The sequence below is a fragment of the Kitasatospora sp. NPDC005856 genome (assembly GCF_040629945.1).
Taxonomy (GTDB): Bacteria; Actinomycetota; Actinomycetes; order Streptomycetales; family Streptomycetaceae; genus Kitasatospora.
Map to the genome: position 1 here is coordinate 19,540 of NZ_JBEXWT010000095.1, position 14,687 is coordinate 34,226.

The 14,687-nt window shown below is 73.2% G+C and carries 14 protein-coding genes; 11 read left to right on the forward strand and 3 right to left on the reverse strand.

What is annotated here, in order from left to right:
• Positions 1–34 precede the first annotated feature (34 nt).
• Positions 35–1,603, forward strand: coding sequence for a PucR family transcriptional regulator (locus ABZ449_RS35380; protein WP_360354311.1), 1,569 nt, complete (start codon positions 35–37; stop codon positions 1,601–1,603).
• 234 nt (positions 1,604–1,837) lie between these two features.
• Positions 1,838–3,280 carry an aldehyde dehydrogenase family protein gene (locus ABZ449_RS35385; RefSeq protein WP_360354313.1) on the forward strand — a complete coding sequence of 481 codons (1,443 nt, stop codon included), beginning with the start codon at positions 1,838–1,840 and terminating at the stop codon, positions 3,278–3,280.
• 111 nt (positions 3,281–3,391) lie between these two features.
• On the opposite strand, the gene ABZ449_RS35390 is transcribed toward ABZ449_RS35385, so the two are convergent.
• Entirely contained in the window at positions 3,392–4,060 is a 669-nt protein-coding gene (locus ABZ449_RS35390) for an NAD(P)-binding oxidoreductase (protein WP_360354314.1), read from the reverse strand.
• A 120-nt stretch (positions 4,061–4,180) separates the two neighbouring features.
• Here ABZ449_RS35390 and dxr point away from each other — a divergent pair, with 120 nt between their 5' ends.
• The 5 genes from dxr to ABZ449_RS35415 all read left to right on the forward strand — a co-directional run bounded on the left by dxr (position 4,181) and on the right by ABZ449_RS35415 (position 9,902).
• A complete protein-coding gene (gene dxr / locus ABZ449_RS35395) occupies positions 4,181–5,422 on the forward strand; it encodes a 1-deoxy-D-xylulose-5-phosphate reductoisomerase (RefSeq protein WP_360354316.1) in 1,242 nt (413 codons plus the stop codon).
• A gap of 69 nt (positions 5,423–5,491) precedes the next feature.
• Positions 5,492–6,796: a M50 family metallopeptidase gene (locus ABZ449_RS35400; protein ID WP_360354318.1), complete on the forward strand. Its 1,305-nt coding sequence runs from the start codon at positions 5,492–5,494 to the stop codon at positions 6,794–6,796.
• 143 nt (positions 6,797–6,939) lie between these two features.
• Complete coding sequence (ispG, locus tag ABZ449_RS35405) at positions 6,940–8,100, forward strand: flavodoxin-dependent (E)-4-hydroxy-3-methylbut-2-enyl-diphosphate synthase (RefSeq protein WP_359909168.1); 1,161 nt, start codon at positions 6,940–6,942, stop codon at positions 8,098–8,100.
• 230 nt (positions 8,101–8,330) lie between these two features.
• Positions 8,331–9,206, forward strand: coding sequence for a GNAT family N-acetyltransferase (locus ABZ449_RS35410; RefSeq protein WP_360354334.1), 876 nt, complete (start codon positions 8,331–8,333; stop codon positions 9,204–9,206).
• A 144-nt stretch (positions 9,207–9,350) separates the two neighbouring features.
• Entirely contained in the window at positions 9,351–9,902 is a 552-nt protein-coding gene (locus tag ABZ449_RS35415) for a GNAT family N-acetyltransferase (RefSeq protein ID WP_360354320.1), read from the forward strand.
• A 42-nt stretch (positions 9,903–9,944) separates the two neighbouring features.
• Here ABZ449_RS35415 and ABZ449_RS35420 read toward each other — a convergent pair whose 3' ends face one another.
• Together ABZ449_RS35420 and ABZ449_RS35425 are read right to left on the reverse strand one after the other, a co-directional pair.
• A complete protein-coding gene (locus tag ABZ449_RS35420; protein ID WP_360354321.1) occupies positions 9,945–10,856 on the reverse strand; it encodes an aminoglycoside phosphotransferase family protein in 912 nt (303 codons plus the stop codon).
• Between the two features lie 72 nt (positions 10,857–10,928).
• The gene (locus tag ABZ449_RS35425) at positions 10,929–11,855 is read right to left on the reverse strand and encodes a ferritin-like domain-containing protein (RefSeq protein ID WP_360354323.1); all 927 of its coding nucleotides are present in this window, start codon (positions 11,853–11,855) and stop codon (positions 10,929–10,931) included.
• 282 nt (positions 11,856–12,137) lie between these two features.
• Here ABZ449_RS35425 and rimP point away from each other — a divergent pair, with 282 nt between their 5' ends.
• The 4 genes from rimP to ABZ449_RS35445 form a co-directional block, all read left to right on the forward strand.
• A complete protein-coding gene (gene rimP, locus ABZ449_RS35430) occupies positions 12,138–12,674 on the forward strand; it encodes a ribosome maturation factor RimP (RefSeq protein WP_360354324.1) in 537 nt (178 codons plus the stop codon).
• 55 nt (positions 12,675–12,729) lie between these two features.
• Entirely contained in the window at positions 12,730–13,731 is a 1,002-nt protein-coding gene (nusA, locus tag ABZ449_RS35435; protein ID WP_360354326.1) for a transcription termination factor NusA, read from the forward strand.
• 77 nt (positions 13,732–13,808) lie between these two features.
• The gene (locus ABZ449_RS35440) at positions 13,809–14,102 is read left to right on the forward strand and encodes a YlxR family protein (protein WP_360354328.1); all 294 of its coding nucleotides are present in this window, start codon (positions 13,809–13,811) and stop codon (positions 14,100–14,102) included.
• 228 nt (positions 14,103–14,330) lie between these two features.
• On the forward strand, positions 14,331–14,687 hold a 357-nt coding region (locus ABZ449_RS35445), incomplete at its 3' end, for a translation initiation factor IF-2 N-terminal domain-containing protein (RefSeq protein WP_360354330.1).

A 14,687-nucleotide genomic window follows, 5' to 3' on the forward strand; every position in this document is an offset into this window, starting at 1 on the left:
AACGGCGCGGTCAGGTCGATCCTTCGAAGGTGCCATGCCCCCCACACTCGCCTCCGTCGTTCGCAACACGTCGCTCCATCTGACGGTCCTCGCCGGTGCGGATCACCTGGAGCGGCCGGTCCGCTGGGTGCACACCAGCGAGCTGGACGACCCGACACCGTTCCTGGAGGGTGGTGAGCTGCTGCTCACCACCGGTATCAAGCTGGGCCGTACGGCGGCGCAGCTGCAGGCGTACGTGCACCGGCTGGCCGATGCGGGGGTGGTCGGCCTGGGGCTCGGGGTGGGGTTGTCGCACACGGAGGTGCCGCAGCCGCTGGTGGACGCGGCGGCGCAGCGCGGGCTGCCGCTGTTGCGGGTGCCGGAGCCGACGCCGTTCATCGCGATCAGCAAGGTGGTGTCGGCGGCGCTGGCCGCGGAGCAGTACGAGGCGGTGACGACCAGCTTCGAGGCGCAGGAGGAGCTGACCCGGGCGGCGCTCGGCAAGGACGGCACGACGGCGGTGGTGCGTCGACTGGCGGCCCGGCTGGGGGGCTGGGCGGCGCTGTACGACGGGTCGGGCGCGCTGTCGGTGGTGGCGCCGGACTGGGCGGCGCGCCGGGCGGGGCGGCTGGCGGCGGAGGTGGACCGGCTGCGTCGGCGGCCGGCGCCGTCGAGTGCGGCGTTGCAGGGGCGGGCGCCGGGGATAGACACGGCGGACGAGGACTACGTGGTGGTCCAGTCGCTGGGGGCGGACCGGCGGGCGCGGGGTTTCCTGGCGGTCGGGACCGAGGACCGGATCACGCCGACCGAGCGGTACGTGCTGAACGCGGCGGTGGCGCTGCTGACGTTGACCCTGGAGCGTTCGCGGGAGCTGCGGCAGGCCGAGGAGCGGATGGGCGCGGCGCTGCTGCGGATGGTGCTGGCCGGTGAGGTGGCGACGGCCCGCCAGGTGGCGGTGGGGTTGTTCGGGGGGATGCCGGAGGGGACGGTGCGGGTTCTGGTGGCCGGGGCCGGGCCGGCGAACGCGGATGCCGCGGAGGCGCTCGGGGAGCTGGGTGACCGGGCCGAGCAGGCGGGCGCCCGGGTGGGCGAGAAGCTGCTGGTGGCGCGGGAGGACGGTGCGCACGGGCCGCGGCTGATGGTGCTGGCGCTGGACAACGGCGCGGTGCACCGGGCCTGTCTGGGCGCGGTGGAGGAGCACGAGGGCCTGTCGCTGGGCGTCTCGGCGGCGGCCGCGTTGGAGGAGGCCGGGACGGCGCACGCGCAGGCCGAGCGGGCGCTGGCGGTGGCGCTGCGCGGTGGCCGCCGGTCGGTGGACCACGAGGAGGTCGGCGCGGGGTCGCTGCTGCCGCTGCTGGGCGAGGACGCGGTGACGGCCTTCGCGGAGGGGCTGCTGCGGCCGTTGCGGGAGCACGACCGGACGGCTCGCGGGGATCTGGTGGCCTCGCTGCGGGCGTGGCTGTCGCGACACGGCCAGTGGGACGCGGCGGCGGCGGACCTGGGGGTGCACCGGCACACGCTGCGTTACCGGATGCGCCGGGTCGAGGAGCTGCTGGGCCGTTCGCTGGACGACACGGACGTGCGGATGGAGCTGTGGCTGGCGCTGCGTTCCGGCGAGGAGTGACGCGCCGGCAGGACGCGCGGCCGAGGTGGTACGGCCGCACCCGCGGCCCCGGCAGCACGGCCGCACTCGCCGCCCCGGCCGCCGCGGCCGTGCCCCGGTAGGACGCGGTGGAGTGGCCCCGGGGGCGAACGCTCCTAGTCGGCCAATCCGGTCGGCGCGCCGCCCCGCCTACCCTCAAAACCGGGTCCCACGTCCGTGGGCCGTAGGACAGACGAGGAGAGGGCCGGTACCACGGTGACCACCACGTACGATTTCTGGCTCGCCGGCCGCCGGGCGAGCGGTGACGCCGACTTCGAGGTGCACAACAGCTGGGACGGCCGTCTGGTCGGCAAGGTGAGCATCCCGACCGAGGCTCAGGTCGAGGAGGCGCTGGACGCCGCCGTCGCCGCGCTGCCGGTGTTCGCCGCCACTCCGGCGCACCAGCGTGCCGGCGCCCTGGACCACGTGGCCAAGCGGCTGACCGAGCGCACCGAGGAGCTCGCCCAGCTGGTCAGCGCCGAGAACGGCAAGCCGATCAAGTGGGCCCGCGGTGAGATCGGCCGCGCGGTGTCGGTCTTCCGCTGGGCCGCCGAGGAGGCGCGCCGCACCAACGGCGAGACCATGCGCCTGGACACCGACCCGGGCGGCGTGGGCCGCTTCGCGGTGGTGCGGCGCTTCCCGCGCGGCGTGGTGCTGGGGATCGCCCCGTTCAACTTCCCGCTGAACCTGGTCGCCCACAAGGTCGCCCCGGCGATCGCGGTCGGTGCCCCGATCATCCTGAAGCCGGCTCCGGCGACCCCGCTGTCGGCGATGGTGCTGGGCGAGATCCTGGCCGAGACCGACCTGCCGGTCGGCTCCTGGTCGATCCTGACCGTGCCGAACGACCGGATGCCGGCCCTGGTGCAGGACGAGCGCCTGCCGGTGATCTCCTTCACCGGTTCGGACAAGGTCGGCTACCAGATCATGGACTCGGTGCCGCGCAAGCACTGCACCCTGGAGCTCGGCGGCAACGCCGCGGCCGTGGTGCTCGCCGACTGGTCCTCGGAGGCCGACCTGGACTGGGCGGCCACCCGGATCGCGATGTTCGCCAACTACCAGGGCGGCCAGTCGTGCATCTCGGTCCAGCGGGTGATCGCCGACGCGTCGGTGTACGACGCGCTGGCGGAGAAGGTCGTCGCCAAGGTCCGGGCGCAGGTCACCGGTGACCCGAGCGACGACGCCACCGACGTCGGCCCGCTGGTCGACGAGAACGCCGCGAAGCGCGTCGAGTCCTGGGTCGAGGACGCGGTCGCCAAGGGTGCCAAGGTGCTCACCGGCGGCACCCGCGAGGGCGCGACCTACGCCCCGACCGTGCTGGCCGACCTGCCCGGGGACGCCATCCTGGCCAAGGCCGAGGTGTTCGGCCCGGTGCTGTCGCTGCACAAGGTGGACGGCGTGGACGAGGCCTTCGCGGCCGTCAACGACTCCGCGTTCGGCCTCCAGGCGGGCGTGTTCACCCACGACCTGCAGACCGCCTTCCGCGCCCACCGGGAGCTGGAGGTCGGCGGTGTGATCATCGGCGACGCGCCGTCCTACCGTGCCGACCAGATGCCGTACGGCGGCGTCAAGGACTCCGGTGTCGGCCGTGAGGGCGTCAAGTACGCGATGGACGACTACACCGTCGAGAAGGTCATGGTCCTGACCGGCCTCGACCTCTGAGCGACGACGTAGCAGTGCCGTAGCAGTGCCGCAGTGGCGCCCTGGCGGTGCCGCGGCAGGAGGGCCCGGTTCGTCGAACCGGGCCCTCCTCGCGTTCGTGCCCGCGCGGGCTCAGCCGTCGTGTCCGGCGGCCGCGGCGACCGCCTCCTCGACGGCGACGTTCCCGGAGACCAGTTCCAGGGTCAGTCCGGCGGTGCCGGGTTCGTGCAGCAGGGCGGCCAGGACGGCGGCCACGTCGGCCCGGTCCACCGGGCCGCGGTCGACCGAGGGGGCCAGCCGGACCAGTCCGGGGCCGGGCCCGTCGGTGAGCCGTCCGGGGCGCAGCACCGTCCAGTCCAGGCCGGTCCGGGCCCGGACGGCGTCGTCGGCGGCGCCCTTGGCCCGCAGGTAGGTCTCGAAGACCTCGTCGGCGGGGTGGCGGGCCTCGGCGTCGGCACCCATCGACGAGACCATCAGGTACCGGCGGACCCCGGCGAGTTCGGCGGCGTCGGCGAGCAGGACGGCGGCGTCCCGGTCCACGGTGTTCTTGCGGGCGGCGCCGCTGCCCGGTCCGGCGCCGGCGGCGAAGACGACCGCGTCGGCGCCGGTCAGCAGTCCGGCGAGTTGGGTGGCGGTGGCGGACTCCAGGTCGAGCACCAGCGGCTCGGCGCCGGCGTCGACCAGGTCCTGGGCCTGTTCGGGGCGGCGGATGATTCCGGCGGGGCGCTCGCCGCGGGCGGCGAGCAGCCGTTCCAGCCGGAGCGCGATCTGTCCGTGGCCCCCGGCGATGACGGTACGCATGGTTCCGACGGTAGCCCGGGACGGGCGGGGCGGCCCGGGGAATTCCGCGGAAGGCCGCGGAAGATCTGGGGAAGGCCGCGGAAGTCCGGGGTGGTGCCGCGGAGGGGACACAATGGGCGCATGACTTCCCTCGCCCACCCGCAGCTGCGCTTCACGCCCACCGTGGCGGACCCCTCCGGCCCCCGGGAGCTGGTGATCCTGGGTTCCACCGGCTCGATCGGCACCCAGGCCATCGACGTGGTGCTCCGCAACCCGGACCGCTTCCGGGTGGTCGCCCTGTCGGCGGCGGGCGGCCGGGTGGAGCTGCTCGCCGAGCAGGCGGTGCGGCTGGGCGTGCACACCGTGGCGGTGGCCGATCCGGCGGCCGAGCCGGCGCTGCGCGAGGCGCTGGCCGCGAAGGCGGCGGGCGGTCCGCTGCCGACCGTGCTGGCGGGCCCGGACGCGGCGACCGAGCTGGCCGCCATGGAGTGCCACTCGGTGCTGAACGGCATCACCGGTTCGATCGGCCTGCGGCCGACGCTGGCCGCGCTGGAGGCGGGCCGGGTGCTGGTGCTGGCCAACAAGGAGTCGCTGATCGTCGGCGGTCCGCTGGTGAAGGCGGTGGCGAAGCCGGGTCAGATCGTGCCGGTGGACTCCGAGCACGCCGCGCTGTTCCAGGCGCTGGCCGGCGGCACCCGGGCCGAGGTGCGCAAGCTGGTGGTCACCGCCAGCGGCGGCCCGTTCCGCAACCGCACCCGTGAGCAGCTGGCCGGGGTGACCCCGCAGGAAGCGCTGGCGCACCCGACCTGGGCGATGGGCCCGGTCGTCACGATCAACTCGGCCACCCTGGTGAACAAGGGCCTGGAGGTGATCGAGGCGCACCTGCTGTACGACGTGCCGTTCGACCGGATCGAGGTCGTGGTGCACCCGCAGTCGGTGGTGCACTCGATGGTGGAGTTCACCGACGGTTCGACGCTGGCCCAGGCCAGCCCGCCGGACATGCGGATGCCGATCGCGCTGGGCCTGGGCTGGCCGGACCGGGTGCCGGACGCCGCTCCCGCCTGCGACTGGACCAGGGCCGCCACGTGGGAGTTCTTCCCGCTGGACGACGAGGCCTTCCCGGCGGTCGAGCTGGCCCGCGAGGTGGGCACCCTGGGCGCCACCTTCCCGGCGGTCTTCAACGCGGCCAACGAGGAGTGTGTGGAGGCGTTCCTGAAGGGCCGCCTCGCTTTCACCGGAATCGTGGACACTGTTGCCAAGGTCGTGGCCGAGCACGGTCAGCGGGACGGTGCCGCGGTGGCGGGAACTTCCCTGACGGTGGAGGACGTCCTGCACGCGGAGGACTGGGCGCGCGCCCGGGCCCGCGAGCTGGCGGCCGGTTGACGGTCGGCCGATGGCCCAGATTGCGGTAGGACGAGACGATGAGCGGAGCGGCATGACGGAGGACCAACGGTGGCAACGGTTTTGACGGTGGTCGGCATCCTGGTCTTCGTCATCGGGCTGCTCATCTCGATCGCCTGGCACGAACTCGGCCACCTCTCCACGGCCAAGCTGTTCGGCGTCAGGGTGCCCCAGTACATGGTCGGCTTCGGCCCGACCCTCTGGTCGCGCCGCAAGGGCGAGACCGAGTACGGCATCAAGGCGATCCCGTTCGGCGGGTACATCCGGATGATCGGGATGTTCCCGCCGGGCGAGGACGGCCGGATCACCAAGCGCAGCAGCTCGCCCTGGCGGACCATGATCGAGGACGCCCGCGAGGCCTCCTACGAGGAGATCCAGGAGGGTGACGAGCAGCGGCTCTTCTACACCCGCAAGCCCTGGAAGCGCATGATCGTCATGTTCGCCGGGCCGTTCATGAACCTGATCCTGGCGTTCGGGCTCTTCCTGACGGTCATGATGGGCTTCGGCGTCAACATGAGCGTGCCGACGGTCAGCTCCGTCGAGAAGTGCGTGGTCAAGGCGGGCCAGCCCAGGGACACCTGCCCGGAGGGCGCCCCCCAGACCCCGGCCGCCCAGGCCGGACTGAAGGCGGGCGACAAGATCCTCTCCTTCGACGGCGACCGGATCGACAGCTACGCGCAGCTCCAGGCGGACATCCGCAAGTCGGCCGGCAGGATCGTGCCGGTCGTGGTCGAGCGGGGCGGGCAGCAGCTCACCCTCAACCCGACCATCGCGGTCAACGACGTCCAGAAGTACGACGGCAACGGCGTCCCGCTCAAGGGCCAGACCGTCCAGGCCGGGTTCCTCGGATTCACTCCCGCGAGTGGTGTGGTCCAGCTGGGATTCGGGCAGTCGCTCGACCGGATGTACGACACGACCGAGAACGGGGTGAAGTCGCTCATCGCGCTGCCGGGCAAGATCCCGGGGCTGTGGAACGCGGTCGTCGGCGACGCCCCGCGCGACCCGGACTCGCCGATCGGCATGGTGGGCGCCGCCCGGGTCAGCGGCGAGGTGTTCTCGCTCGACATCCCCGGCACCCAGCGGATCGCGTTCTTCGTGAACCTGCTGGCCGGCATCAACCTGTCGCTCTTCCTCTTCAACATGCTGCCGCTGCTCCCGCTGGACGGCGGGCACATCGCCGGCGCGGCCTGGGAAGCGGTCCGGCGCCGTTTCGCACAGCTGTTCAGGCGGCCCGACCCGGGCCCCTTCGACGTCGCCAAGCTGATGCCGGTGGCGTACGTGGTGGCCAGCATCTTCATCGGCTTCACCCTGTTGGTGATGGTCGCCGACCTGGTGAACCCGGTGAAGATCAGTTAGGGCGTTCGGGTACCACGGGTGTGCTGGGCGCCATGGCGGTGCCGTACCGTGGAGGCCGGGTGCGCGATCGTCCGCGCGCCCGGCCTCGGCCGTGTCACGGCCGGGCGGTCGACCACACCTCAACCCCGGGGAACCCTGCGCACATGACCGCGATCTCGCTCGGTATTCCGTCCCTGCCGCTCAAGCCGCTGGCCAAGCGCCGCTACTCCCGGCAGATCATGGTCGGCAACGTGCCGGTCGGCGGCGACGCCCCGGTCTCGGTGCAGTCGATGACCACCACCGTGACCTCGGACATCAACGCCACCCTCCAGCAGATCGCCCAGCTCACCGCGTCCGGCTGCCAGATCGTCCGGGTCGCCGTGCCCTCGCAGGACGACGCCGACGCGCTGCCGATCATCGCCAGGAAGTCGCAGATCCCGGTCATCGCGGACATCCACTTCCAGCCGAAGTACGTCTTCGCGGCGATCGACGCCGGCTGCGCGGCGGTGCGCGTGAACCCGGGCAACATCAAGGCCTTCGACGACAAGGTCGGCGAGATCGCCAAGGCCGCCAAGGACGCCGGCGTCCCGATCCGGATCGGCGTCAACGCCGGCTCGCTGGACAAGCGCCTGATGGAGAAGTACGGCCGGGCCACCCCGGAGGCGCTGGTCGAGTCGGCGCTGTGGGAGTGCTCGCTGTTCGAGGAGCACGACTTCCGCGACATCAAGATCTCGGTCAAGCACAACGACCCGGTCGTGATGATCAACGCCTACCGCCAGCTCGCCGCCGCGTGCGACTACCCGCTGCACCTGGGCGTGACCGAGGCCGGTCCGGCCTTCCAGGGCACCATCAAGTCGGCGGTCGCCTTCGGCGCGCTGCTGGCCGAGGGCATCGGCGACACCATCCGGGTCTCGCTCTCCGCCCCGCCGGCCGAGGAGATCAAGGTCGGCAACCAGATCCTGGAGTCGCTCGGGCTGCGCGAGCGCGGCCTGGAGATCGTCTCCTGCCCGTCCTGCGGGCGTGCCCAGGTGGACGTCTACAAGCTCGCGGAGGAGGTCACCGCCGGGCTGGAGGGCATGGAGGTGCCGCTGCGGGTGGCCGTCATGGGCTGCGTCGTGAACGGTCCGGGCGAGGCCCGGGAGGCCGACCTCGGGGTCGCCTCCGGCAACGGCAAGGGGCAGATCTTCGTCAAGGGCGAGGTCATCAAGACCGTTCCGGAGTCGAAGATCGTCGAGACCCTGATCGAGGAGGCGCTCAAGCTCGCCGAGCAGATGCAGGCGGCCGGCGTCGAGGCCGGGGCGCCGACCGTGGTCGCCGGGGAGTGAAGTGGCGCGGGGAACGAACCCCGCGTGCTCGCGCGGGAGCGATCCCCGCGTAGCGTGTTCCGACAGCCGTCGGCTGTCCTGACCGTGCGGGAGCACCCGTGCGGTGCTTTCCGGAAGCGGGGCCGTCCGTTCGCGGACGGCCCCGCGGCCGTAGCCGGGTGGGGCCACGGAGTAGGGTGCGGCCAGAGTCGTCTCAGTGAGGTGCTGTCTCGATGCTCGATCGAGGTGTGATGCTCCCGAGCTCCTTCCAGGCCGCCCGGGCCCTGGCCACCACCCGCGTGCTGGAGCCGCCGGACCTCCCGGAAGCCCTGGAGGTCCTCCGCCGCGATCCGGTCGCCAACGCGTTCGTCGCGACCAGGGTCGAGGCCGTCGGGCTGGACCCGTGGCGGCTCGGCGGCGAGTTGTGGGGCTGGTACGACGGGGACGGCGTGCTGGACGCGCTCTGCTACGCCGGGGCGAACCTGGTCCTCGTCAACGCCGGGTCGGAGGCGGTCGCGGCGTTCGCGGAGCGGGCCCGCCGGCAGGGGCGGCGCTGCTCCTCGATCGTCGGTCCCGCGGCGGCCACGGCGACCTTCTGGGCGCTGCTGGAGCGCAGTTGGGGCCCGGCCCGGGACGTGCGGGCGCACCAGCCGTTGTTGGCGACCTCGGTGCCGTCGGCGGAGATCGCGCCGGATCCGCTGGTGCGGAGGGTGCTGCGGGGCGAGCTCGAGACCCTGATGCCGGCGTGCGTGGCGATGTTCACCGAGGAGGTGGGGGTGTCGCCGCTGGCGGGGGACGGCGGGCTCCTCTACCAGGCCCGGGTGGCCGAACTCGTCTCCACCGGGCGGTCGTTCGCGCGGTTCGGGGAGGACGGGCAGGTCGTCTTCAAGGCGGAGATCGGGGCGGTGACGGAGGGGGCCTGTCAGATCCAGGGGGTCTGGGTCGCTCCGGAGCACCGGGGGCGGGGGCACTCCGAGACGGGGATGGCGGCGGTCCTGGAGGTCGCGTTGCGGGAGGTGGCGCCGGTGGTGTCGCTGTACGTCAACGACTTCAACCTGCGGGCACGGGCGGCGTACCGGCGGGTGGGGTTCCGGGAGGTCGGGGCGTTCATGAGCGTGCTGTTCTGAGTCGGGGCGGGTCGGGTTCGGGGCGGGTCCGGGCCGGGTCGGGCCGGGCGGGTCCGGGCGGGTCCGGGCGGCGGAGCGGGGCCCGCGAGGTGCTGTTGGGATCTTCGGCCGCGCCGCGGGGCCGCGGGTAGTAACGTCCGGAGCATGGATCAGCTGACCGGTGTGACGATCGAGGCCATCGACCTTGCGGCCTGGGCGCCCCAGGCGCTGGAGGTCCAGGCGGTGGCGTTCGGGCTGACGCCCGAGGAGGTCGCGGTACGGCTGCACATCGTGGGGCGGCACGCCCAGCAGCCCGGGGTGATCGCGCTGGGGGCGATGAGCGGGGGGCGGCTGGTCGGGTTCGGGTACGGGATGCCCAACCGGCGGGAACACTGGTGGAGCACCGTGATCGAGCCCTACCTGACCGCCCGGGGGTTCGGGGACTGGCTGGACGGGGTCTTCGCCGTCACCGAGCTGCACGTGCTGCCGGAGTTCCAGGGCCAGGGGATCGGCTCGCGGATCATCCGGACGCTGTGCGAGGGGTCGGGCCTGGAGCGGAGCATCCTCTCGGCGATCGACGCGGAGACGCCGGCCCGGCGGCTGTACCGGGCACTGGGGTACCAGGACCTGGCGCGGGCGGTGCAGTTCCCGGCGACGGACCGGCTGTACGCGGTGATGGGGGCCCGGTTGCCCCTGCGGGGAGCCGCTGGGGTGTAGCAGCCCCGGTGCGGGCCCGTCGACCCCTCAAGGGCCTTGGGGTCAGAGGGAGTCGGCGAATTCGAGGTAGAGCTCGGCGTCCTCGCGGCGGTCCGCGGCGAGCGCACGGAGGGCGAGGTCGACGGCGCGGAAGAGGGTCCAGCCGCGGAGGCGTTCCCGGTCGACCTCGAGGGACTCGGAGAGCCGGCCCAGACGGCGGCGGGCGGCGGCGGGGGCGCCGGGGGAGCCGAGCAGGGTGTCGGCGCGGTCCAGGGCGAGGCGGGCCAGGTCGTAGGCGCGCTCACCGGCCAGCGGGCGCGGGTCGATGGCCAGCCAGGGGGCCCGGTCGGCGGCCAGGACGTTGCCGTGGTGGAAGTCGCCGTGCAGGAGGAAGGACTCGTCGGCGGAGTCGGCCAGGTTCCGGGCGGTGTCCAGGGCCTCGGCGACCAGCTGCCGCGCGTCGGCGGTGCGGGGGTGCTCCGCGAGGCGGGCGGTGGTGGCGATCCGTTGGTCCACGGAGGGGAAGGGGTGGCCCTCGGGGAGCTCCGTCCAGAGCCGGTGCAGCAGGCTGGTGGCCTCCAGCACGGCCTTGGGCTCGGCGAGCGAGCGCAGCGGGATCTCGCCGTGGAGGCGTTCGAGGAGGAGGACGCCCTCGGCGGGAGCGGCGTCGAGGAGGAGGACGGCTCCGCGGCCGGCCCAGTGGGTGAGGGCGGCGTGCTCGTGGGCGGTCTCGGGGGTGGGAAGACCGACCTTGAGGACGGCGGGGGAGAGGTCGTCGCGGTGGACGTACGCGATGAGGCTGAGGCTGCCGCCGGGGTCGAGCGTCCGTTCCAGGGTGAGGTTCCAGACGGCGAGGCGGGCGGTGGCCCTGGCGGGGAGGGTGGCCAGCCATTGGCGGCCGGTCTCGCCGTGGGTGGCGGTGACGGTGTTCGTCAGCCAGGTGGGGACGGTGATGGTGGGTTCGGATCCCGACATGGGTCCATTGTCGGGGTTTGGGGGTGCGCGGGCGCGCGGCTGCGTCCTGCGCGCCCGCAAGGGCGGCGCGGGTCAGCCGGGGATGCCGGGGAAGGGGGTGGCGGGGGCGCCCCAGCGGCGGGCGCGGAGGGTGGATTCGCGGAGGGCGGTGGCGGTGGGGAGGCGGTAGGGGGCGGGGACGGTGGTGAGCAGGTCGGCGTAGGCGGTGGTCAGGCGGGTTTCCAGGTGGACGGCGAGTTTGGTGGCGTCGGTGGGCGAGGTGACGGCGAAGGGGAGCTGGTAGCCGCCGGCGGCGGGGGTGGGGGCGGCGGTGAGGGTGGTGAGGAGGCGCTGCCAGGCGTCGCGTTGGGCCTGGTGGGCGGCGTGGGTGGTGCGGGCGTCGGCGCGTTGGGCGTCGTCGGGGAGGTGGGCGCCGACGACGCCGTAGCCGTAGACGGCGGCGTGTTCGGCACTGAGGGCGGTCTGGAGGGCGGGGACGGCGGCGGCCGCGGTGGCGGGGGTGCCTCCGGTGGCGGCGTCGGGGGTCGTGATCGGGGTCTGGTCGCCGAGGGCCGCGGCGTGCAGGGCGTTGGAGGCGGAGACGGAGGCGAGCAGCCGGGCGAGGGCGGGGCTGACCTCGGCGAGGTCGTGGAGGTGGGCCTCGGCGGTCCGGTGCTCCATGAGGGCCAGCTCGGGGAGGGTCGGGAGGGAGCGGTACGGGGTGCTGGTGGGGGAGGGGCTCGCGGTCGGCAGGCCCTGGACGAGGGCGGCGCGGTGCTGGACGGTGTCGTCGCGCAGCGGCTGGAGCAGGGCGGTCTGGGCGCCCGGGACGGTGAGCAGGTTGTCGTAGGCGCCGAGCAGGAGGTCGGTGGCGGCGATCGCGCGCAGGCGCACCGGGGTGTCCGGGTCGCGGGTCGGGCCGGGGCCGGCCGGGCGGTCGCCGCGGGGGTCGGCGGTGCAGGCGGTGAGGGCGGTGAGCAGTCCGAGGGCCAGGAAGGTCCGTCGGCTGGGCGGATGCATCGGGGTCACTCCGGGCGGGTACGGGAGGACGGCCTCCCCGCCTGCCCTCGTTGGCGTGAATGATTACAGAATCCCCACGTTCCCGGGCCCGGTTCGGGGATGCCGTGCCGGGTGTGAGGTTGCTCGCAGTGGGTGGCGTGCGAGCGCCCGGAGGCGGTCAGGAATCGGTGGTTGGGGGCTTGACCGGATAGGCTTTGGGCCGAGCTGCCGTGATCCGGTGTGGCACCGGGGGTACGCGGCGACCTTCTGACAACAGCAGACGCGGCCGAGGAGTCCACCCGGATGAGCACCACCCACACCGACCGGCTGCGAGCGTTGCTGGAGCCGCTGGCCGAGCAGGCCGGACTGGATCTGGAGGACGTCAGGGTCACCCGGGCGGGCAGCCGCCGGCAGGTGCAGATCGACGTCGACACCGACGGCGGCGTGGACATGGACACCATCGCCGAGTTCAGCCGGGTGGTCGGTGAGGCCCTGGACGAGTCGGACCTGATGGGGGACGACGCGTACCTGCTGGAGGTCGGCTCGCCGGGTGCCGAGCGTCCGCTGGACCTGCCCCGGCACTGGCAGCGCGCCGAGGGTCGGCTGGCCAAGATCCACCTGGTGGACGGCGGGGAGATCGTCGCCCGGGTGCTGGAGGCCGACGAGGACGGCGCACTGGTCGAGGTGCAGCCGGTGAAGGGGCGCGGCCGCCCGAAGGAGCGCCGTCTGGCGTACGCGGAGGTGGCCCGGGCGCGTGTCCAGGTCGAGTTCAACCGCAAGGACGACGAGCTCCTGGACGAGGCCGCGGACTTCGACGAGGGGGAGGACGGCGCCGAGTGACCCCCGGGTGCCGTACGACCATGACGAACGTGACGAAAGACGAGGAGGCGTAGCCGTGGACATCGACATGAGTGCCCTGCGCACGCTGGTCAACGAGAAGAACATCCCCTTCGACCTGCTGGTCGAGTCCATCGAGTCCGCCCTCCTCACCGCGTACCACCGCACCGAGGGCTCGCGCCGCCGGGCCCGGGTGCACCTGGACCGCAAGAGCGGCCACGTCACCGTGTGGGCCATGGAGGACCCGGCGGAGCTGGACGAGGGCGTCGAGCCGAAGGAGTTCGACGACACCCCGAACGGCTTCGGCCGGATCGCGTCCAGCATCGGCATCCAGGTGATGATGCAGCGCCTGCGCGACGCCGCCGACGACCAGACCTTCGGTGAGTACGCCGGCAAGGAGGGCGACATCGTCACCGGTGTCGTCCAGCAGGGCAACGACCCGAAGAACGTGCTGGTCGACATCGGCAAGCTGGAGGCCATCCTGCCGCCGCAGGAGCAGGTCCCGGGCGAGGACTACCGGCACGGCACCCGGCTGAAGTGCTACGTGGTGGCCGTGCGCCGGGGTGTGCGCGGTGCTTCGGTGACGCTGTCGCGCACCCACCCGAGCCTGGTGAAGAAGCTGTTCGCGCTGGAGGTCCCGGAGATCGCGGACGGCAGCGTGGAGATCGCGGCGATCGCCCGTGAGGCCGGCCACCGGACCAAGATCGCGGTCTGGTCGCGCCGCCAGGGCCTGAACGCCAAGGGCGCCTGCATCGGCCCGATGGGCTCCCGGGTGCGCGCGGTGATGGGCGAGCTGCACGGCGAGAAGATCGACATCGTCGACTGGTCGGAGGACCCCCGGGAGATGGTGGCCGCCGCCCTGTCGCCCGCACGGGTGACCAGCGTGGAGATCGTGGACGCCGCCCAGCGCTCCGCCCGGGTGATCGTTCCGGACTACCAGCTGTCGCTGGCGATCGGCAAGGAGGGGCAGAACGCCCGTCTGGCCGCACGCCTGACCGGCTGGCGGATCGACATCCGGCCGGACACCGAGGGCCAGGCCGAGGAATCGCAGGCCCGGTAATCAGTGTTGTCCTCGGTGGCCCCCGCCGGTCCTTCGGGGTCGGCGGGGCGGCGCCATGTCGCTCCGGAGGGGTAGACTTGCCTTCGTCTGGCCGGACGCACGTCCGAGCACGCCCGGAACGCACCTGCGTGGGCTGCCGCAAGCGCGCGGCCAAGCACCAGCTGTTGCGTGTCACGGCGGTCGAGGGCGAGTGCGTCCCCGATCCACGTGGCGCACTCCCGGGCCGGGGCGCTCATCTGCACCCCGATCCGGCCTGCCTCGACCTCGCGGTCCGCCGTCGGGCGTTCCCACGGGCCTTCCGGCTCCAGGGCGCACTCGACACCGAGCGGCTCCGCGGGTTCGTCGGGGAGCGGGCGGGCGAAGCCTCGTAGCAGGGCCGCCTCCCGCGACGGCCGCCGCTCGCGCGGCGGAGAACCACCGCAACAAGCACAGCGCTCGGGCAGCCGCGCGCCGTGCCCCAGTCAGGTACCTCGCGATGTGGAAGTAGGTCGAGATTGCGATGAGCACTCGATGAGTACGCGATGAGTACGCGATGGGTACGCCCATGAAGTAGCGACAGTCCGGCGGACGAGACCCCCGGACTCATAGACAGGAGTGAAGTGGCTAAGGTCCGGGTTTACGAACTCGCCAAGGAGCTTGGCTTGGAGAGCAAGGCCGTCATGGCCAAGCTCACCGAGCTCGGTGAGTTCGTCCGTTCGGCGTCCTCGACGATCGAGGCGCCGGTCGTGCGCAAGTTGACTGACGCGCTTGGCGTGTCCCCCACCAGTGGTGGTTCCGCTGCCAAGCCGGGCCCGCGGAAGACCGCGGCGCCCTCCCCCGCCGCCGGCTCGGGTGCCCCGAAGCCGGGTGCCCCGACCCCGGGTCCGCGCCCCAGCGCGACCCCTGGTCCCCGTCCGACCCCGGCTGCCGCCGCGCCTTCCGCGCCGGCCGCCCCCGCCCCGGCCGCCGCGAAGCCG

What these genes read in the sequence shown, in the direction of transcription:
- ispG (WP_359909168.1), top strand. Translation starts at nt 6,940, where the DNA reads ATGACCGCGATCTCGCTCGGTATTCCGTCCCTGCCGCTCAAGCCGCTG.
- dxr (WP_360354316.1), top strand. Translation starts at nt 4,181, where the DNA reads ATGACTTCCCTCGCCCACCCGCAGCTGCGCTTCACGCCCACCGTGGCG.
- ABZ449_RS35420 (WP_360354321.1), bottom strand. Translation starts at nt 10,856, where the DNA reads ATGTCGGGATCCGAACCCACCATCACCGTCCCCACCTGGCTGACGAAC.
- ABZ449_RS35415 (WP_360354320.1), top strand. Translation starts at nt 9,351, where the DNA reads ATGGATCAGCTGACCGGTGTGACGATCGAGGCCATCGACCTTGCGGCC.
- ABZ449_RS35380 (WP_360354311.1), top strand. Translation starts at nt 35, where the DNA reads ATGCCCCCCACACTCGCCTCCGTCGTTCGCAACACGTCGCTCCATCTG.
- ABZ449_RS35425 (WP_360354323.1), bottom strand. Translation starts at nt 11,855, where the DNA reads ATGCATCCGCCCAGCCGACGGACCTTCCTGGCCCTCGGACTGCTCACC.
- ABZ449_RS35410 (WP_360354334.1), top strand. Translation starts at nt 8,331, where the DNA reads ATGCTCCCGAGCTCCTTCCAGGCCGCCCGGGCCCTGGCCACCACCCGC.
- rimP (WP_360354324.1), top strand. Translation starts at nt 12,138, where the DNA reads ATGAGCACCACCCACACCGACCGGCTGCGAGCGTTGCTGGAGCCGCTG.
- ABZ449_RS35390 (WP_360354314.1), bottom strand. Translation starts at nt 4,060, where the DNA reads ATGCGTACCGTCATCGCCGGGGGCCACGGACAGATCGCGCTCCGGCTG.